Source organism: Streptomyces sp. HUAS ZL42, from assembly GCF_040782645.1.
Taxonomy (GTDB): Bacteria; Actinomycetota; Actinomycetes; order Streptomycetales; family Streptomycetaceae; genus Streptomyces.
The window spans coordinates 3,395,394-3,414,008 of sequence record NZ_CP160403.1 but is presented as its reverse complement, the minus strand read 5'-3'; the positions used below and the strand labels follow the sequence as shown (position 1 = coordinate 3,414,008).

General features: G+C 68.1%; 16 protein-coding genes and 2 pseudogenes. 11 read left to right on the top strand and 7 right to left on the bottom strand.

Annotation, left to right across the window (positions count from 1 at the left end):
- Positions 1–213 precede the first annotated feature (213 nt).
- The 10 genes from ABZO29_RS15510 to ABZO29_RS15465 all read left to right on the top strand — a co-directional run bounded on the left by ABZO29_RS15510 (position 214) and on the right by ABZO29_RS15465 (position 8,650).
- Positions 214–651 carry a hypothetical protein gene (locus ABZO29_RS15510; RefSeq protein ID WP_367320772.1) on the top strand — a complete coding sequence of 146 codons (438 nt, stop codon included), beginning with the start codon at positions 214–216 and terminating at the stop codon, positions 649–651.
- Positions 652–924: 273 nt separating this feature from the next.
- Entirely contained in the window at positions 925–1,695 is a 771-nt protein-coding gene (atpB, locus tag ABZO29_RS15505; protein ID WP_367326147.1) for a F0F1 ATP synthase subunit A, read from the top strand.
- 73 nt (positions 1,696–1,768) lie between these two features.
- Positions 1,769–2,005, top strand: a complete 237-nt coding sequence (locus ABZO29_RS15500; RefSeq protein WP_015657805.1) for a hypothetical protein — start codon at positions 1,769–1,771, stop codon at positions 2,003–2,005.
- 39 nt (positions 2,006–2,044) lie between these two features.
- Entirely contained in the window at positions 2,045–2,593 is a 549-nt protein-coding gene (locus ABZO29_RS15495) for a F0F1 ATP synthase subunit B (RefSeq protein WP_367320771.1), read from the top strand.
- Positions 2,590–3,405, top strand: coding sequence for a F0F1 ATP synthase subunit delta (locus ABZO29_RS15490; RefSeq protein WP_367320770.1), 816 nt, complete (start codon positions 2,590–2,592; stop codon positions 3,403–3,405). Before ABZO29_RS15495 ends, ABZO29_RS15490 begins: the two co-directional genes overlap by 4 nt.
- A 130-nt stretch (positions 3,406–3,535) precedes the next feature.
- Entirely contained in the window at positions 3,536–5,131 is a 1,596-nt protein-coding gene (gene atpA / locus ABZO29_RS15485) for a F0F1 ATP synthase subunit alpha (RefSeq protein WP_367320769.1), read from the top strand.
- Positions 5,132–5,152: 21 nt separating this feature from the next.
- Entirely contained in the window at positions 5,153–6,070 is a 918-nt protein-coding gene (locus ABZO29_RS15480) for a F0F1 ATP synthase subunit gamma (RefSeq protein WP_367320768.1), read from the top strand.
- Positions 6,070–7,506: a F0F1 ATP synthase subunit beta gene (gene atpD, locus ABZO29_RS15475; RefSeq protein ID WP_367320767.1), complete on the top strand. Its 1,437-nt coding sequence runs from the start codon at positions 6,070–6,072 to the stop codon at positions 7,504–7,506. The genes ABZO29_RS15480 and atpD overlap by 1 nt, the downstream gene beginning before the upstream one ends.
- 194 nt (positions 7,507–7,700) lie before the next feature.
- Positions 7,701–8,075 (top strand): F0F1 ATP synthase subunit epsilon, encoded by a 375-nt coding sequence (locus tag ABZO29_RS15470; protein ID WP_367320766.1) that lies wholly within the window; start codon positions 7,701–7,703, stop codon positions 8,073–8,075.
- A gap of 128 nt (positions 8,076–8,203) precedes the next feature.
- Positions 8,204–8,650 (top strand): DUF2550 domain-containing protein, encoded by a 447-nt coding sequence (locus tag ABZO29_RS15465; RefSeq protein WP_367320765.1) that lies wholly within the window; start codon positions 8,204–8,206, stop codon positions 8,648–8,650.
- 80 nt (positions 8,651–8,730) lie between these two features.
- Here the strand turns inward: ABZO29_RS15465 and ABZO29_RS15460 are convergent, their stop codons facing one another.
- From ABZO29_RS15460 to ABZO29_RS15430, 7 genes and pseudogenes are all read right to left on the bottom strand, one after another.
- On the bottom strand, positions 8,731–10,551 hold the full coding sequence (locus ABZO29_RS15460) for a glycosyl hydrolase family 18 protein (protein WP_367320764.1): 1,821 nt from the start codon (positions 10,549–10,551) through the stop codon (positions 8,731–8,733).
- A 118-nt stretch (positions 10,552–10,669) separates the two neighbouring features.
- Positions 10,670–10,771, bottom strand: a pseudogene (locus ABZO29_RS15455) (DNA-binding response regulator); the annotation flags it as partial.
- Positions 10,756–11,124 (bottom strand): hypothetical protein, encoded by a 369-nt coding sequence (locus tag ABZO29_RS15450; RefSeq protein ID WP_367326427.1) that lies wholly within the window; start codon positions 11,122–11,124, stop codon positions 10,756–10,758. The pseudogene ABZO29_RS15455 and the gene ABZO29_RS15450, both read right to left, overlap by 16 nt.
- Positions 11,121–11,258: a hypothetical protein gene (locus ABZO29_RS15445; protein ID WP_367320763.1), complete on the bottom strand. Its 138-nt coding sequence runs from the start codon at positions 11,256–11,258 to the stop codon at positions 11,121–11,123. The genes ABZO29_RS15450 and ABZO29_RS15445 overlap by 4 nt, the downstream gene beginning before the upstream one ends.
- A gap of 60 nt (positions 11,259–11,318) precedes the next feature.
- A complete protein-coding gene (locus ABZO29_RS15440; RefSeq protein ID WP_367320762.1) occupies positions 11,319–11,891 on the bottom strand; it encodes a cob(I)yrinic acid a,c-diamide adenosyltransferase in 573 nt (190 codons plus the stop codon).
- A gap of 42 nt (positions 11,892–11,933) precedes the next feature.
- Positions 11,934–12,890, bottom strand: coding sequence for a L,D-transpeptidase (locus tag ABZO29_RS15435; protein ID WP_367320761.1), 957 nt, complete (start codon positions 12,888–12,890; stop codon positions 11,934–11,936).
- Positions 12,891–13,052: 162 nt separating this feature from the next.
- Entirely contained in the window at positions 13,053–13,589 is a 537-nt protein-coding gene (locus ABZO29_RS15430; RefSeq protein ID WP_367320760.1) for a hypothetical protein, read from the bottom strand.
- 208 nt (positions 13,590–13,797) lie between these two features.
- On the opposite strand from ABZO29_RS15430, the pseudogene ABZO29_RS15425 reads away from it, so the two are divergent.
- A pseudogene (locus ABZO29_RS15425) lies at positions 13,798–18,561 on the top strand (DNRLRE domain-containing protein); the annotation flags it as partial.
- Positions 18,562–18,615 lie beyond the last annotated feature (54 nt).

Sequence of the window (18,615 nt, the reverse complement as noted above, 5' to 3'; positions counted from 1 at the left end):
AGACGGGCATGCTCGCTCTCATGTGTGACAGCAAGCACAGCCGACAGGTAAAGACTGCATCAAATAGTTTGTGATACGGTTCACGAGAACCCCGGAACCGAGTTGAAGGACCGCAGTGCGACGGTCTTTTGGCGTGAGGTCTCCAATCCTCCACCGGGGACTACGCTCGTCCATGACGACACCCCTGCCCCCTGTGAAAGCGGAGTTGCCGCCATGCCGTCCAATGACGTCCGGAACCTTCTGCAGTGCGCTGTGCCCACAGCGGCTGCCGGTGTGGTCGCCGTCGCCGTCAGTGGTGCGGTGGCGGGCGGCAAGGGGGCGCTCGGCGCGGGCGTCGGTGTGCTGATCGCGATCCTGTTCATGGGGATCGGTCTCTACGTCCTCCAGTGGACGGCAAAAACGCTCCCCCAGTTGTTCCAGGCCATGGGGCTGATGCTCTATGTGGCCCAGCTCCTGCTGCTCATGATCTTCGTGGCCCTCTTCAAGGACACCTCTCTCTTCAACGCGAAGGCGTTCGCCGTCTCGCTCGTCGTCGCGACCGTTGTGTGGATGGCTGCGCAGGCTCGTGCGCATCTGAAGGCCAAGATCTTCTACATCGATCCGGACTCGGCGAAGAGTGAGAAGCCCGAGAAGACAGGGCCGTCGTCGTGAGGGGTAGGGGCGGGATAAGGGCGAGTGAGATCTCCTGCTATCGTCCGATGCCAACTGCGGCATCGTGGGCGCGGGCATCTGAGCTGACGCCTGCTCAATCGCGAGGCTCGAAGCCCCCCAGCCGCCCTCACATCCGTAACACCAGTCCGGTGCCGACCCGCGGCTGCGCGCCGCGCCGACACAACGAGGTTGCCGTACCCATGCGTCACGCCGAAGGAGCCCGCGGTGAGTGCTGACCCGACCCAGCTCGCCTTTGAGTGGGATTGCCGCATTCTGTCCGACAACGGCTGTGGCTTCCCGGCTCCGGGCCTGCACTCGTTCCTCTTCCAGCCGATCGCCACGATCGGCGGGTTCGAGTTCAACAAGGTGATGCTGCTCGCGCTCATCACCACCCTCCTGGTCGTCACCTTCTTCTGGGCGGCGTTCGGCAAGGCCAAGGTGGTCCCGGGCAAGCTGCAGATGATCGGCGAGGCCGGCTACGACTTCGTACGCCGCGGCATCGTCTACGAGACCCTCGGAAAGCGCGAGGGCGAGAAGTACGTCCCGCTCATGGTCTCGCTCTTCTTCTTCATCTGGATCATGAACATCTGGTCCGTGATCCCGATCGCCCAGTTCCCGGTGTCGTCGATCATCGCCTTCCCCGTCGTGCTGGCCGCGATCGTCTACATCACGTGGATGACGCTGACGTTCAAGAAGCACGGCTTCGTCGGCGGAATCAAGAACCTCACCGGCTACGACAAGGAACTCGGCGCGGTCCTCCCGCTCGTGGTGGTGATCGAGTTCTTCTCGAACACCCTGGTCCGGCCCTTCACGCACGCGGTGCGACTGTTCGCCAACATGTTCGCCGGCCACCTGATGCTGGTCATGTTCACCGTCGCCTCCTGGTACCTGCTGAACAGCTGGATGATCCCGGCGGCCGGCGTCTCCTTCGTCATGACCGTGGTCATGATCCTCTTCGAGCTCTTCGTGCAGGCGGTCCAGGCGTACGTCTTCGTGCTCCTCGCCTGCTCGTACATTCAGGGCGCTCTCGCCGAGCACCACTGAGCCCCGCCCCACCAACCCCCTGATCGTCCGGTGGCCAACTCCCACCGGTCCGTAAAGAGAAGGAAGAATCAGCATGGCTGCCACTGAGACCCTCGCCGCCGTCTCCGGTTCGCTCGGCTCCATCGGCTACGGCCTCGCCGCGATCGGCCCCGGCGTCGGCGTCGGCATCATCTTCGGCAACGGCACCCAGGCCCTCGCTCGCCAGCCCGAGGCGGCCGGCCTGATCCGCGCCAACCAGATCCTGGGCTTCGCGTTCTGTGAGGCGCTCGCCCTCATCGGCATCGTTATGCCGTTCGTGTTCGGTAAGTAATCACCCCTTACCCGACACGTATCGACGAAAGGCACTGATGTGATCGCCAACCTGGTACAGCTGGCGGCCGAGGAAGAGCAGAACCCGCTGCTTCCTCCGGGCCCCGAGCTGCTCGTCGGCACCATCGCCTTCGCCATCGTGTTCTTCTTCTTCTGGAAGAAGCTGCTTCCGAACATCAACAAGGTTCTGGAAGAGCGTCGTACGGCGATCGAAGGCGGTATCGAAGAGGCCGAGGCCATGAAGGTCGAGGCCCAGAGCGTCCTTGAGCAGTACAAGGCCCAGCTCGCCGAGGCCCGGCACGAGGCCGCGCGTCTGCGCCAGGAGGCGCAGGAGCAGGGTGCCGCCCTCATCGCCGAGATGCGTGCCGAGGGCCAGCGGCAGCGCGAGGAGATCGTCGCCGCCGGCCACTCGCAGATCGAGGCCGACCGCAAGGCCGCCGCGTCCGCGCTGCGTCAGGACGTCGGCAAGCTCGCCACCGAGCTGGCCGGCAAGCTCGTCGGCGAGTCCCTCGAGGACCACGCCCGGCAGAGCCGCGTCATCGACCGCTTCCTCGACGAGCTCGAGGAGAAGGCCGAGGCCGCGCGATGAACGGAGCGAGCCGCGAGGCCCTGGCAGCCGCACGCGAGCGTCTCGACGCGCTGACGGACTCCACGTCCGTCGACGCGGGCACGCTCGCCACCGAGCTGGCCGCCGTCACCGCGCTGCTCGACCGCGAGGTGTCGCTGCGTCGGGTCCTGACCGACCCGGCGCAGGCCGGTGAGGCCAAGGCCGGGCTGGCCCAGCGTCTGCTCGGCGGCCAGGTCAGCGGGGAGAGCGCCGACCTGGTGTCCGGGATGGTGCGTTCCCGCTGGTCGCAGTCGCGCGACCTGGTGGACGCCCTCGAGGAGCTGGCGAACACCGCCGACCTCACCGCCGCCCAGAAGGCCGGCGCGCTCGACGACGTCGAGGACGAGCTGTTCCGCTTCGGGCGCATCGTCTCCTCGAACACCGAGCTGCGTGCCGCGCTGACCGACCGCAAGGCCGCCACCTCGGCCAAGGTCGAGCTGCTGCGCCGGCTGCTCGGCGGCCGGGCCGCCCAGGGCACCGAGCGTCTGGTGACGCGCCTTGTGACCGCGCCGCGGGGACGTAGCCTGGAGTCGGGACTCGAGTCCCTGTCCAAGCTCGCCGCCGAGCGCCGGGACCGCCTGGTGGCCGTCGTCACGTCGGCGGTGCCGCTGAGCGACACGCAGAAGCAGCGCCTGGGCGCCGCCCTCGCGAAGCTCTACGGCCGCCAGATGCACCTCAACATCGACGTGGACCCCGAGGTCCTCGGCGGAATCCGGGTGCAGGTCGGCGACGAGGTGATCAACGGTTCCCTCGCGGACCGCATCGAGGACGCCGCCCGCCGCATGGCGAGCTAGCGGCAGCCCGGCAACTGAACACGTAGTACGTGCTTACGGCCCTGGTTGGGCCGTGCAGAAGAATCCTGGGGGTCGCCCCCAGACCCCCAAAGTGAAACTTCGGGCCCAACAAGGAGAGCAGGGAACCCAGATGGCGGAGCTCACGATCCGGCCGGAGGAGATCCGGGACGCGCTGGAGAACTTCGTCCAGTCGTACAAGCCGGACGCGGCCTCGCGCGAGGAGGTCGGTACGGTCACCCTTGCCGGCGACGGCATCGCGAAGGTCGAGGGCCTGCCCTCGGCCATGGCCAACGAACTGCTGAAGTTCGAGGACGGCACCCTCGGCCTCGCCCTCAACCTCGAGGAGCGCGAGATCGGTGCCATCGTCCTCGGTGAGTTCAGCGGCATCGAGGAGGGTCAGCCGGTGCAGCGCACCGGTGAGGTGCTCTCCGTGGCAGTGGGCGAGGGCTACCTCGGCCGCGTCGTCGACCCGCTCGGCAACCCGATCGACGGCCTCGGCGAGATCGAGACGTCCGGCCGCCGCGCCCTCGAGCTGCAGGCCCCCACGGTCATGCAGCGCAAGTCGGTGCACGAGCCGATGGAGACCGGCTACAAGGCCGTCGACGCGATGACCCCGATCGGCCGCGGTCAGCGTCAGCTGATCATCGGCGACCGTCAGACCGGCAAGACCGCCCTGGCCGTCGACACGATCATCAACCAGCGGGACAACTGGCGCTCGGGCGACCCGAACAAGCAGGTCCGCTGCATCTACGTCGCCATCGGCCAGAAGGGCTCCACCATCGCGTCGGTCCGCCGCGCGCTGGAGGAGAACGGTGCCCTCGAGTACACGACCATCGTCGCCGCCCCGGCGTCCGACCCGGCCGGCTTCAAGTACCTGGCGCCGTACACCGGCTCGGCCATCGGCCAGCAGTGGATGTACGAGGGCAAGCACGTCCTGATCATCTTCGACGACCTGTCGAAGCAGGCCGACGCGTACCGCGCCGTGTCCCTGCTGCTGCGCCGCCCGCCGGGCCGCGAGGCCTACCCGGGTGACGTCTTCTACCTGCACTCCCGGCTGCTGGAGCGCTGCGCGAAGCTCTCCGACGACATGGGCGCCGGCTCGATGACCGGTCTGCCGATCGTCGAGACCAAGGCCAACGACGTCTCGGCGTTCATCCCGACCAACGTCATCTCCATCACCGACGGTCAGTGCTTCCTGGAGTCGGACCTGTTCAACGCCGGTCAGCGCCCCGCGCTGAACGTCGGTATCTCCGTCTCCCGAGTCGGTGGTTCCGCGCAGCACAAGGCGATGAAGCAGGTCTCCGGCCGTCTCCGCGTCGACCTCGCCCAGTTCCGTGAGCTGGAGGCGTTCGCCGCCTTCGGTTCCGACCTGGACGCCGCGTCGAAGGCGCAGCTGGAGCGTGGTCAGCGCATGGTCGAGCTGCTGAAGCAGGCCCAGTACCAGCCGATGTCCACCGAGGACCAGGTCGTCTCCGTCTGGGCCGGCACCACCGGCAGGATGGACGACGTGCCGGTCGCCGACATCCGCCGCTTCGAGAAGGAGCTCCTGGAGTACCTGCACCGCAAGGAGCAGGGCCTCATGACCTCCATCAAGGAGGGCGGCAAGATGTCCGACGACACGCTGCAGGCCGTGGCCGAGGCGATCGCGGACTTCAAGAAGCAGTTCGAGACCTCCGACGGCAAGCTGCTCGGCGAGGAAGCTCCGGCTGTCTCCGTGTCCAAGTGACGTAAGGAAGGGACCTGACTCATGGGAGCCCAGCTCCGGGTCTACAAGCGTCGCATCCGATCCGTCACCGCGACCAAGAAGATCACGAAGGCGATGGAGATGATCGCCGCCTCGCGCGTCGTCAAGGCGCAGCGCAAGGTGGCGGCCTCCACGCCGTACGCGCAGGAACTGACCCGCGCGGTCACGGCGGTCGGTACCGGCTCGAACACGAAGCACCCGCTGACCACGCAGGCCGAGACGGTCGTGCGGTCCGCGGTGCTGCTCCTGACGAGCGACCGTGGTCTGGCCGGTGCCTTCAACTCCAACGCGATCAAGGCGGCGGAGCAGCTGACCGAGCGGCTGGAGCGCGAGGGCAAGGAGGTCGACGTCTACATCGTCGGCCGCCGTGGTGTCGCCCACTACAACTTCCGTGAGCGCAAGATCGCGGAGTCGTGGGCCGGCTTCACCGACGAGCCCACGTACGCGGACGCCAAGAAGGTCGCGGCACCGCTGATCGAGGCCATCGAGACGGAGACGGCCGAGGGCGGCGTGGACGAGCTGCACATCGTCTTCACCGAGTTCGTGTCGATGATGACGCAGACGGCCCTCGACGACCGCCTGCTGCCGCTCAGCCTCGAAGAGGTGGCGAAGGAAGCAGCCCCCAGGGGCGAGATCCTTCCGCTGTACGACTTCGAGCCCTCGGCGGAGGACGTCCTCGACGCCCTGCTGCCGCGCTACGTGGAGAGCCGTATCTACAACGCGCTGCTCCAGTCGGCCGCCTCCAAGCACGCCGCCACGCGGCGCGCGATGAAGTCGGCCACCGACAACGCCGGAGAGCTCATCGAGAGCCTCTCCCGGCTTGCGAACGCGGCCCGCCAGGCCGAAATCACCCAGGAAATCAGCGAGATCGTCGGTGGCTCCGCAGCCCTGGCCGACGCGACCGCGGGGAGTGACAGGTAATGACGACGACAGTTGAGACGGCCGTTGCCACGGGCCGCGTCGCCCGGGTCATCGGCCCGGTCGTCGACGTGGAGTTCCCCGTCGACGCGATGCCGGACATCTACAACGCCCTTCACGTCGAGGTCTCCGACCCGGCGAACGCGGGCGAGAAGAAGACCCTGACCCTCGAAGTCGCCCAGCACCTGGGTGACGGCCTGGTCCGGACGATCTCCATGCAGCCCACCGACGGTCTGGTCCGCCAGGCCGCGGTCACCGACACCGGCACGGGCATCACCGTCCCGGTCGGCGACTTCACCAAGGGCAAGGTGTTCAACACTCTCGGTGAGGTGCTGAACGTCGACGAGTCCTACGACGGTGAGCGCTGGGCGATCCACCGCAAGGCCCCGAACTTCGACGAGCTCGAGTCGAAGACCGAGATGTTCGAGACCGGCGTCAAGGTCATCGACCTGCTGACCCCGTACGTCAAGGGCGGCAAGATCGGTCTGTTCGGCGGCGCCGGCGTCGGCAAGACGGTGCTCATCCAGGAGATGATCTACCGTGTCGCCAACAACCACGACGGTGTCTCCGTGTTCGCCGGTGTCGGCGAGCGCACCCGTGAGGGCAACGACCTGATCGAGGAGATGTCGGACTCGGGCGTCATCGACAAGACCGCCCTGGTCTTCGGTCAGATGGACGAGCCCCCGGGCACCCGTCTGCGCGTCGCGCTGGCCGGCCTGACCATGGCCGAGTACTTCCGTGACGTCCAGAAACAGGACGTGCTGTTCTTCATCGACAACATCTTCCGCTTCACGCAGGCCGGTTCCGAGGTGTCGACCCTGCTCGGCCGTATGCCCTCCGCGGTGGGTTACCAGCCGAACCTGGCCGACGAGATGGGTCTCCTCCAGGAGCGCATCACCTCGACCCGCGGTCACTCGATCACCTCGATGCAGGCGATCTACGTCCCCGCGGACGACCTGACCGACCCGGCCCCGGCCACCACCTTCGCCCACCTCGACGCGACGACGGTTCTGTCCCGTCCGATCTCCGAGAAGGGCATCTACCCGGCCGTGGACCCGCTGGACTCCACGTCCCGCATCCTGGACCCGCGCTACATCGCGCAGGACCACTACGACGCCGCGATGCGCGTCAAGACGATCCTGCAGAAGTACAAGGACCTCCAGGACATCATCGCGATCCTCGGTATCGACGAGCTCGGCGAGGAGGACAAGCTCGTCGTCCACCGTGCCCGTCGCGTGGAGCGCTTCCTGTCCCAGAACACCCACGTCGCCAAGCAGTTCACCGGCGTCGACGGGTCGGACGTCCCGCTGGACGAGTCGATCGCGGCCTTCAACGCGATCTGCGACGGCGAGTACGACCACTTCCCGGAGCAGGCGTTCTTCATGTGCGGTGGCCTCGAGGACCTCAAGGCCAACGCGAAGGAGCTGGGCGTCTCCTGAGCCCCGTGCTCGTGAGAGGGGGCGGGGCACGTCCCGCCCCCTCTCCCACGCCCACTGCTGCATTGCCTGGGGGACAACCCCCAGACCCCCGGCAGTCTCCCGGGGCGGGGCCCGGCACCTTGGTGCTCGGCGTCCTACTAGACTTGTACGCAACACCCGGCAGGAGAGCCGGGTGGTGACCCGAGGAGCCACCCTTGGCTGCTGAGCTGCACGTCGCGCTGGTCGCGGCCGACCGAGAGGTCTGGTCCGGCGAGGCCACCCTGGTCGTCGCGCGCACCACGTCCGGCGACATCGGCGTCATGCCCGGTCACCAGCCGCTGCTCGGTGTGCTGGAGTCGGGCCCGGTGACCATCCGTACGAGTGATGGTGGAACGGTCGTCGCCGCGGTGCACGGCGGTTTCATCTCGTTCGCGGACAACAAGCTGTCGCTGCTGGCCGAGATCGCCGAGCTGTCGGACGAGATCGACGTCCAGCGCGTGGAGCGTGAGCTCGAGCGCGCGAAGGCGGAGGGCGACGCAGCCGCCGAGCGCCGCGCGGACGTACGACTGCGTGCGGCGGCGGCGCGCTGACCCGCGCTTGATGCGATGACGTCACTCAGCCGCGGCTGGGACCGGAGCAATCCGGTGCCGGTCGCGGCTGAGGCAGATATGGATGTTTTTTCCGTTCCGTTACCTAGGAGACGAGGAGGTCGGTGTCGATGGTCCTCGCTCTGACTGTGTGCGGAATCGTCGTCGCCCTCGTGGTGCTGGGGCTTTTCGTCTTCGGCCTGCGCCGCAGGCTCATCCAGCGTTCCGGCGGCACCTTCGACTGCAGCCTGCGCTGGGACGTCCCGGAGAAACCCGACACCAGCGGAAAAGGCTGGAGCTACGGCGTCGCCCGCTACAACGGCGACCGCATCGAGTGGTACCGCGTCTTCTCCTACGCCCCCCGTCCCCGCCGCGTCCTGGAGCGCGCGTCGATCGAGGTGGCCGGCCGTCGTGTCCCCGAGGGCGAGGAGGAACTGGCGCTGCTCTCCGACGCGGTGATCCTCACCTGTCTGCACCGGGGCACGCGCCTCGAACTCGCCATGAGCGAAGACGCGCTGACCGGTTTTCTCGCGTGGCTGGAGGCAGCCCCGCCCGGACAGCGAGTGAATGTGGCGTAGCCACATTCACTCGCTGTGTGGGGGGTCCCCCCCCGGACGAAGTCTGGGGGAGCGTCAACGTCGCCTGATGCTCAACGGTCTTACTGCAGACCGCTGTTGATGGCGCTCACCAGCTCTCCGTTGCTGGTGTCACCGCTGAACTCCCAGAAGAACGCGCCGCCCAGGCCCTGGTTCTTGGCCCAGCTCATCTTCCCGGCGATCGTCGACGGAGTGTCGTACGACCACCAGTTGCTGCCGCAGTGGGCGTACGCCGTGCCGGCGATGGTGCCGGTGACCGGGCAGGACGTCTTGAGGACCTTGTAGTCCTCGATACCCTGCTCGTAGGTGCCGGCCGCCGCGCCCGTGGCCGTGCCGCCCGGGGCGTCCTGGGTGACGCCGGTCCAGCCCCGGCCGTAGAAGCCGATGCCGACGAGCAGCTTGCCCGCGGGCACGCCCTTCGCCTTGTACTTGGCGATCGCGTCGGCCGTGGTGAAGCCCTGCTGCGGGATGCCGCTGTAGGAGGTCAGCGGGGAGTGCGGGGCCGTCGGGCCCTGTGCCGCCCATGCGCCGAAGAAGTCGTACGTCATCACGTTGTACCAGTCGACGTACTGCGCCGCGCCCGCATAGTCGGCGGCGTCGATCTTGCCGCCGGAGGAGCCGTCGGCCGTGGTGGCCGCCGTGACCAGGTAGTTCGCGCCGAACTTGGCGCGCAGCGCGGACATCAGGTTCTTGAAGGCCGCGGCGCCCGAGGTGTCGCAGGACAGGCCGCAGGCGTTCGGGTACTCCCAGTCGATGTCGATGCCGTCGAAGACATCGGCCCAGCGCGGGTCCTCGACGAGGTCGTAGCAGGACTGCGCGAACGCGGCCGGGTTCGCCGCTGCCTGGCCGAAGCCGCCGGACCAGGTCCAGCCGCCGAAGGACCACAGCACCTTGATGTTCGGGTACTTGGCCTTCAGCTGGCGCAGCTGGTTGAAGTTGCCGCGCAGCGGCTGGTCCCAGGTGTCGGCGACGCCGCTGACGGACTGGTCGGCGGTGAACGCCTTGTCGTAGTCGGCGTACGAGTCGCCGATCGCGCACCTGCCGCCGGTGACGTTGCCGAAGGCGTAGTTGATGTGCGTGATCTTGGCGGCCGAGCCGGACGTCACCAGGTTCTTGACGTTGTAGTTGCGGCCGTAGATGCCCCACTCGGTGAAGTAGCCGAGCCTGACCTTGGAGCCGGTGGGGGGATTGGTGCCACCGCCGGTGGTGTGGACCGGGACCGCGCCGCTGACCGGTCCGGTCTGGTCGGCGGTGTCACGGGCCTGGACGGTGTAGGAGTAGTCGGTGCCGGCCGTCAGGCCCGTGTCGGTGTACGACGTGGTCGTCACCGTGGCGACCTTGGAGCCGTCGCGCAGCACGTCGTAGTTCTTGATGCCCTTGTCGTCGGTCGCCGCCGACCAGGACAGCTTCACCGACGTGTCGGTGATGTCGGAGGCGGTCGGGGTGCCCGGTGCGGAGGGCGCCGAGTCGCCGGGGACGGTGCCGCCGTCACAACTGCCGCCGTTGAGCTTGCAGTTGGAGGGGGAGCCGGAGCCGCTGCCGTTGAAGCCGAAAGAGACGGAGGCGCCGGGGGCGATCGAGCCGTTGTAGGACTTGTTCTTGGCGGTCCAGTGGGTGCCGGAGGACGTGACGTCCGCGTCCCAGGCGGAGGTGACGGACGTACCGGAGGGGAAGTCCCACTCGATCGTCCATGAACTGATCACGGTGGTGCCGGTGTTCTTGACGGTCCACTTGCCTTCGAAGCCGGTGCCCCAGTCCTGGGTCTTGGCGTAGGTGGCGGTCGCGGACGTCGCGGCCTGGGCGGGGCTCGCGAGCCCGACGAGTCCGGCCAGAGGGAGCAACAGGGTCGCGAACCCTGCCGCAGCTCTGTGTCTGAAGCGCATGCAGCGCCTCCTCGGGAGTATGGGGGCGTGACTGAGCCTTCACGCCCACGGTGCCGCGAGAATAGAAAGGTCTGGACCACGGGTCAATAGGTCTGGACCAGTTCGGCTCTCAGGCGCTTCAGATCCCCAACTCCTGTGCCAGTACGGCCGCTTGGTCCCATCTGCCCAGCGCCGGCTTCGCGAGCAGCCGGCTGACGTGCGTCTTCACCGTGCTCCCCGCCTGCTGGGGCGCTCGGCGACCCCGGCGGCGGACCTCCCGCTCGCGACGGATGAGCGCGCGGAGAGACGGTCGGCGACCATGTCGCGTAGTTCGCGGGCCTCGCCCGTACGGCGGACCGCTTCGGCGCGGAACATCTCGGCGAACAGCGCGGTCTGCCCGGCGTGCAGGCGTGCAGGCGTGCAGGCGTGCAGGCGGCCAGCCGGCGGCCTCGGCGGCGTCGTGGTGATCGCGAACGTCCCGGCCGCTGGCGGCGGGCCCAGGGCCACCACGCCGGCACCCACGCCGATCAGCCGGTCCCGCGGATCGCGCCGAGCGGCAGGGCGAGGGCGGGCGTGCCGGCCCGTGAACATCACGACGTGACGACACCGCCCAGGACCACCGTGTCGGGCACCGGCGCGGCGCTGCCGATGACCGGGGCCTGACCAGGGGCCGCCGCCCTGGGCCGGGTGCGGGGCAGCGGCTCGCAGCCGGCCGAGACGACCAGCACCGCCCAGCGCCAGGGCCAGGTGGGCCGCGCAGGGAGAACCGCCCGCGGTTGACGCCGGCGTCAGCGCTCACCGCCCGGGACCCACAGCACGTCCCCGACCTCGTTGTTCGCCGTCCGCGCCAGGATGAACAGCAGGTCCGACAGGCGGTTCAGGTAGGTCGCCGTGAGCGGGTTCATCACCTCGCCGTGTACCTCCAGCGCCGCCCACGTCGAGCGCTCGGCCCTGCGTGCGACCGTGCAGGCCTGGTGGAGCAGGGCCGCGCCCGCCGTGCCGCCCGGGAGGATGAAGGAGCGCAGCTTCTCCAGCCGCTCGTTGAAGCGGTCGCAGTCCGCCTCCAGCTTGTCGATGTAGAACTGCTCGACCCTGAGCGGCGGGAACTCCGGGTTCTCCACCACCGGCGTCGACAGGTCCGCGCCCACGTCGAACAGGTCGTTCTGCACGCGGGTGAGAACCTTGACGATCTCCTCGTCCAGATTGCCCAGCGCGATCGCCGTACCGATCACCGCGTTCGCCTCGTTGGCGTCGGCGTACGCGGAGATCCGCAGATCGGTCTTGGCGACCCGGCTCATGTCACCGAGGGCGGTGGTGCCCTTGTCGCCGGTCCTGGTGTAGATGCGCGTCAGATTGACCATGGGGCCAGCGTAATTACCTCCGGCCCGCGCGGCACCGCGGGATCAGCCGATGGCGATGCGCGGGTGGGCGCCGGGCCGGATCCAGGACATGATCCGGTCCATCGTGGCGCGCGGCACGGACACGCATCCGGCCGTGGCGCCCGAGCCGTTGACGTGCAGGAAGATTCCGGCACCGCGGCCGGGCGTGGCGGGCCAGCGGTTGAAGTCGATGACGAGGGCCTTGGCGTACTGGGTGGGGTGGTCGATCAGGTGCTCGCTGCCGCGGTCCCCGGACTCGGTGAGCGGGAAGTCCGCGCCTGCCTCGCCGTGCATCGAGTTGTAGTACTTCGACTCGGGGTCCTCCACCCACCAGTCGGTGCTGGTCACGACGTGGTACGGCATGCTCGTACCACCCGCCTCCACTCCGAATCCCTCGGTGAGCGTGTACGTCCCGGAGGGCGTCGTCCAGGTGCCCTGCCGCCTGGTCGACCCGTCGACCACGCCGTTGGATCCGACCCGCCCGGAGGCCGTGCTGAACTGAGCCTTCCAGCCGGAGGAGCCCTTGGCCCAGGCGGTGACGGTGGCGTACGAGCCGCTCGCCTTGACCGTGATGACCTGGGTGGCGGTGCCGACCTCGACGGGAACGGGGAAGTCCGGAGTGCTGCTGCCGCCCGAGCTCTGCTGCTCGGTGCTCCCGGATCCCGAACCCGACGCGGAGCTCGTACCGCTGCCGCTCTGCGCGGAGGCGCCGGCACCGGACGCGCTCGCGCTCGGCGAAGCGCTGCCGCCGGGCTTGGCGGACTTGGACGGCGAGGCGGAGGCGGACGAGCTCGGGCTCGCACTCGCGGTGCCGCTCGACGCGGCGGAGGCGCCGCTCGCGTCCGCCGCGACCTGCTCGGCCCCGGCGTCGCTCCTGGCGCTGCCGCAACCGGAGACGAGGAGCAGCGCTCCGCCGGCGGCCATGGCGGCGAGGAGCCTGCGGGTACGGGAGGAGGGCATCACGGAGAATTCGGGCAGCACGAAGGAACCCTTCGTCGGGTGGAAGGACAGAGACCGGCAAGGGCGCAGTGGGCGCCACATCACGCAGAGCCCGCCCGGGCTCCGCGAAACCGGCCCGGTTATACCGCAGTTGGGTGCTTGGGGGCGACCGGCGGAATGATTCGGGCCAATCGGGCGGAAGGCTCAGTCCGCCTTCCCGCCCTGCACGGCGGGCAGCACCCCCGAGCACGTGGCCCGGCCGAACGCTCCGGTGGCGGTGGCGCTTTGGACGTGCCGGCCGCGGACGGCGAGAACGCAGCGGGCCTGGCCGCCCTTCTCTCCGAGGACGATGCTCACGATCGGCTCCTTGCCGAGTGGGACGTCCACGGTCTTGCGCCACGGCAGTCCGGCCGCTTTGACGACGACGGCCCGGCCGGTTTCGCTGCGGGCCTGGTAGGTGATGTCGGCGGTGCCCTGGCCGGTCACTTCGTACGTCACCGCCGCGGCGGGGGTGCGGCGTTCCGGCTTGGCGTCAGCCTGGCCCGTGTCGAACACGCCGTAGAGGACAAGTCCGCCGCACACGGCCAGCACCGCGGCGGCCACGACCAGGCCTGCGCGGTCCGCGCTTCGGGGGTGTGACGGCGTGTGGGCCGGTTCGGGATCGGACTGCTCCGATTCCCGGGCTTCCGCGGGGGTTTCCGCATGGAGTTCCGACGAAGTGTCCCGTGTCTTTCCGTCCATGAATTATCGCCCTCGAAATGAAGAGTGCTCGGGATCGAACTCGGCGGTTTTACATGATGCGGTGAGCCGAAGTCCAGCGTGCGGAAATAACGGACATTCGGTTGCATTGATTCGATCTGAAGTGTCGGCAAAGTGAGTCAAGTGACCGTAATGTCAGGGCACTTGACTTCGTGTCATCGATGCGACTAGAAACCCGGCGCCGCTCCCCATGACCTGCCTTCCCGCAGGTGGGACGCGTTCTCAGCGGCATGTTTATGACACGGCGTACAAGGAAAGGTTTGGCGTGAAACCCAGACTGGGCAGGCTTGTGGCGTGCCTGGTGGTGGCAGCGGTGACAAGTACCGCGCTTCCCCAGGTCGCTTATGCGGCGCCTGACGACGATGACGGCAAGGGAATTGTCGACACCGTTAAGGGCTGGTTCGCGGATGATGGCAACGAACGCGAAAAGCCTCCGTCGCACGACGAACTGGAGATAGCCGACCGGCAGAAGCTGCCGAAGGGCAAGGCAGAGCCACAGGCGAAGCGGGTCAGAGAGCTGACGGGCAGGCGCACGGCGAACGCCCGCTTCTGGCAGCTCTCCGACGGCCGGGTCGAGGCGGAGTTGTCGGCGGTGCCGACCTCCTACCGCTCGGGCACCGGCCGGAAGGCGGCCTGGAAGTCCATCGACACGACGGTCCGCCCGTCGAGCGCGAACGGCTTCGAGTTCGCCAACACGACGAACAACGGGCGGAGTTGGTTCGGCGAGGACGCCGACCGTCTGGTGCGCTTCGCGTCGCCGGACGGCCGTGCGGTCACCCTGGGCCTCGACGGCGTGGGCAGGGCTCTGACGCCGACCACCAAGGGCTCCACGGTCACGTACAAGGACGTGGTGCACGGCGCGGACCTGGAGTACGTGGTCGGTCCGGGCCGGGTGAAGGAGAACATCGTCCTGGGCGAACGCCCGGACGGGCCCGTGAAGTTCACCTTCACCCTGGACACCGACGGGCTGGTGCCGAAAGCGCGCGAGGACGGTTCGATCGCGTTGTACGGTGCGCTGCCGAACACGCCCGAGCTGGTGATTCCGGCGCCGTACATGACGGACGCGAAGAAGGCGGACGCCTCCGTCTTCGGCAAGACCTACAGCACCAAGGTCACGCAGAAGCTGACCCGGGACGGCAAGTCCTGGAAGCTGACGGTGACGCCGGACGCGAACTGGCTGGCGTCGAAGGACCGGCAGTACCCGGTGGTGATCGACCCGACGATCACGATCGCGCCGTCGCCGTCGGCATCCCAGGATGTCATGGTCCTGTCGGACCAGCCGACGACGAACTTCAACAGCTCCTGGAAGCTGTCGGCGGGCCGCACCTCGAGCACGGCGAACGCCCGCTCACTGATCAAGTTCCCTCTGGACGAGATCCCGTCGGGCACGAGCATCGACTCGGCGCGGCTGGAGATGTACTTCGACCAGGCGCACACCACGGGTGCCAACGACGTCACCATCGGCGCCTACCGGGCGACCGGCACCTGGGACGAGCTGTCGGCGACCTGGGACAGGACCAGCGCGCTCGTGGGTGAGCTGTCCGGCACGAGCGTGCAGGTCGACGACGGCGACGCGGGCACGACCGCGGCGGTCGGCACGTGGAAGGCCGGCTCGCAGACGTACGGGATCGACGGCGACTACCTGTACAACAAGGACTCGATCACCACAGACACCTACACCTGGCAGCCCAGGTTGCCGGAGACGGCTTCCTACCGGGTGGACGCGCACTACGTGCAGTACACCGACCGGTCCACGGCGGCCCCCTACACGGTGACCGGGCAGGACGGTACGGCCACCTACACGGTGGATCAGACGGCCGGCTCCGGCGGCGTGTGGGCGTCGCTGAACGGCGGCGCGCAGATCGACTTCGACAAGGGCACGGCCGGCAAGGTCGTCCTGGGGGACACGGACGCCACGACCGCGGTGATCGCGGACGCGGTGCGCTGGGTGAACCCGGCGTCCATCGTGAAGAACAAGGGCGAGTACAGCCAGTGGCACAGGTTCCCGGTGACCGACACCGTGCAGCAGTGGCTGGACGGCACCTCGGCCAACAACGGGTTCGTGCTCAAGGCGACGAACGAGTCGACCGCTCCCCTGGGCGGCCCGCGCTACGAGGCCGGTGACGGCGACTACGGCGGCGAGACGTCCACCATTCCGCGGCTGACGGTGACGTACGGCAAGGTCGGCACCACGCTGGACTCGCCGACCGTCGTGCACGGCACGGGCCCGGAGCTGAGCTGGAAGGCCTACTCCAACACCACCGGTGACCCGAACCTGGACATCGCCGAGTACCAGCTGCACCGGTCCACGCAGCAGGCGTTCACCCCGTCCGCGGCCACCCTCGTCGCGCCGATCGACAAGAGCGCGACGGCCTACACCGACACCACCGCCGTACCTACGCCGGACTCCTCCTCGGTGGAGATCGGCAAGTCGTACTACTACCAGCTGGCCGTCAAGACCAAGGACGGGCAACTGCTCGGCTCGCCGACCCGCACCGTAGGCATCCCCAAGGCCGGCCGCACCATGCGGCTGATCCAGGGCACCGCGCCCGGTGTCACCGACACCACCCTGTCGTCGGCGACACCCACCACCAACCTGGACACCGTCAGCAAGGACGGCGTCGCGCAGAAGTGGCTCAGCGTGGGCAACAACACGCCCACCAGCACCACGGAGAAAACGCGTGCGGTGATGAAGTTCCCCACCACCGCCATCCCGACCACGGCCACGGTGCTGGAGTCGCGGCTGTTCATGTGGGGCGCTGAGACCACCACCAAGACCAACGGCGCGATCTACGAACTGCACGGCCTGACCCGGGACTTCACCGAGACCCAGGCCACCTGGAACAGCGCCGCCACCGGCACCGCGTGGACGACTGCGGGCGGCGACTTCTCCTCGACCGTCTCCGACACCGTCGCGTCCGTCTCGGACGTGGGCCGGCACTGGTGGGACGCCACCAGCCTGACCCAGGGCTGGACCCGCACCCCCACCTCCAACAAGGGCGCGATGGTCAAGCTGAAGGACGAGACATCCACCGGTCCGCAGGAGCAGACGGTGTTCCTCGCCTCGGAGGCCGCCGACCAGCAGATCGGCCCGCTGCTGCGCGTGATCTACGTCGACTCCACGACCGAGGACACCTACTACGCGCCGCAGACGCCGGCCCGTATGACCCCGAACTCGACCTACACCGTCCAGTTCACGGTCACCAACACCACGGCGAGCGCCTGGGCCACGGGTGAGCGGGTGCTGTCGTACACCTGGAAGCTGCCCGACGGCACGGACGTGACGAACGGCGGCAACCAGTTGTCCACTGCCATCCCGGCCCTGTCGCCCGGTCAGTCGGCGACGATCCAGGCGCAGGTCAAGACGCCGATCAACTCCGACTCCGGCAACAAGCGCACCGAGTACGTGCTCGGCTGGGACGTCAAGAAGGTCTCCGACGGCAGCTGGCTGTCCGCCGGAACCGGCGCCATCCCCTCGCTGAAACAGAACGTGGCGGTCGAGGACCCGACCTCCAACACCCTCGGCCTGGAGAAGTTCTACTCCTACACCGGCAAGAACACCGGTGCCGGGTCGACGGTGATGAACAACCTGGCCTCCGGCAACAGCGTCTGGTCCTACAACGCGTTCAGCAACCCCGGCCGGGGCCTGAACACGTTCGCGCGTTTCGCGTACAACTCGCTCGACACCAGTGACAAGGTCACGGGTGCGGGCTGGTCCGCACAGCTGGCGGGCCCGATCCGCCTCGGCGCGGCGCTGGACTTCCACCCCAACCCCAACGCCAACGCCACCGAGATCCGCCTCCCGGACGGAGACGGCACCACGCACGTCTTCACCAAGCAGGCCGACGGCACCTGGAAGGCCCCCGCGGGCGTCCACTACCGCATCACCATGAAGACGGGCCTGGACTGCACCCCGACCAAGGACCCGGTCCCGGACGCCTGGACGCTCATGCGCCCGGACGGCACCCGCTTCCTGTTCGGCTGCGACGGTTACCTGACCTCGGTCGTGGACAAGAACGGCAACACGCAGACGTACACGTACGAGGAGCGCAAGTCCCGCAACAAGCCGACCAAGTTCCTCAAGTACATCACCGACCCGGCGGGCCGCCAGTCCCTGACGGTCGACTACTACAACAAGGGTGACGCCACCTACGACTACATCGACGCCACCGGCGCCAAGGTCGGCGGCACCAGCCTGACCGACCCCGACATCTACGACCACGTGAAGTCGATCACGGACATCTCCGGGTCCGTCCCGGGCCTGCCGGTCCGCAAGATCTCCTTCTACTACACGGTCGAGGGCCTGCTGGGTCAGTTCACCGACGGTGACGGCTCCGCCCAGCCCAAGGTGTTCAAGTTCACCTACGACGCCACCCAGGGCAACAAGAACGTCAAGCTGGTCAAGGCCACCGACCCGCGCGGCAACGGCACCCAGCTGGCGTACTACGCGCCGCAGACCGGTGACGACCCGAAGTACCACTGGTGGACGAAGACCATCACGGACCGCCTGAACGGCACCACGGGCTTCACGTACGCCGCGAACACGGCGAACACGAAGTTCACCGACACCACGGTCACGGATGCCGAGACGCGCGTCACGAAGAACGTCACGGACGACTTCGGCCGCCCGGTCCAGACCACCAACGCCAAGTCCCAGACCACGAAGATGAGCTGGGACGCGGACAACAACGTCACCTATCTCGAGGAGGCCAACGGCGCCAAGACCGCGTACTGCTTCGACCAGAAGACGGGCTACCCGCTCTGGCAGCGGGACGCGGAGAACAACAAGACGGGCGTACCGGACCAGACGGCCACCTGCGTGACGGACACCACCAAGTGGCCGGCCAACGCGTCGAAGTACGAGTACCAGACCCGGGCTGACGGCTTCTCGGCGGACCTGTTCCGCAAGACCTCCCCGGAGGGCCGCGCCTGGCAGTTCGGCTACGACACCTTCGGCAACCTGAAGACGGTCACCGACCCCAAGGGTGTCGCGACGACGACGGCGGGT

Bases quoted from the DNA above. Each gene is read 5' to 3' on its own strand.
- ABZO29_RS15510 (WP_367320772.1), top strand. From the start codon at position 214: ATGCCGTCCAATGACGTCCGGAACCTTCTGCAGTGCGCTGTGCCCACA.
- ABZO29_RS15500 (WP_015657805.1), top strand. From the start codon at position 1,769: ATGGCTGCCACTGAGACCCTCGCCGCCGTCTCCGGTTCGCTCGGCTCC.
- ABZO29_RS15490 (WP_367320770.1), top strand. From the start codon at position 2,590: ATGAACGGAGCGAGCCGCGAGGCCCTGGCAGCCGCACGCGAGCGTCTC.
- atpA (WP_367320769.1), top strand. From the start codon at position 3,536: ATGGCGGAGCTCACGATCCGGCCGGAGGAGATCCGGGACGCGCTGGAG.
- ABZO29_RS15480 (WP_367320768.1), top strand. From the start codon at position 5,153: ATGGGAGCCCAGCTCCGGGTCTACAAGCGTCGCATCCGATCCGTCACC.
- atpD (WP_367320767.1), top strand. From the start codon at position 6,070: ATGACGACGACAGTTGAGACGGCCGTTGCCACGGGCCGCGTCGCCCGG.
- ABZO29_RS15465 (WP_367320765.1), top strand. From the start codon at position 8,204: ATGGTCCTCGCTCTGACTGTGTGCGGAATCGTCGTCGCCCTCGTGGTG.
- ABZO29_RS15460 (WP_367320764.1), bottom strand. From the start codon at position 10,551: ATGCGCTTCAGACACAGAGCTGCGGCAGGGTTCGCGACCCTGTTGCTC.
- ABZO29_RS15440 (WP_367320762.1), bottom strand. From the start codon at position 11,891: ATGGTCAATCTGACGCGCATCTACACCAGGACCGGCGACAAGGGCACC.
- ABZO29_RS15430 (WP_367320760.1), bottom strand. From the start codon at position 13,589: ATGGACGGAAAGACACGGGACACTTCGTCGGAACTCCATGCGGAAACC.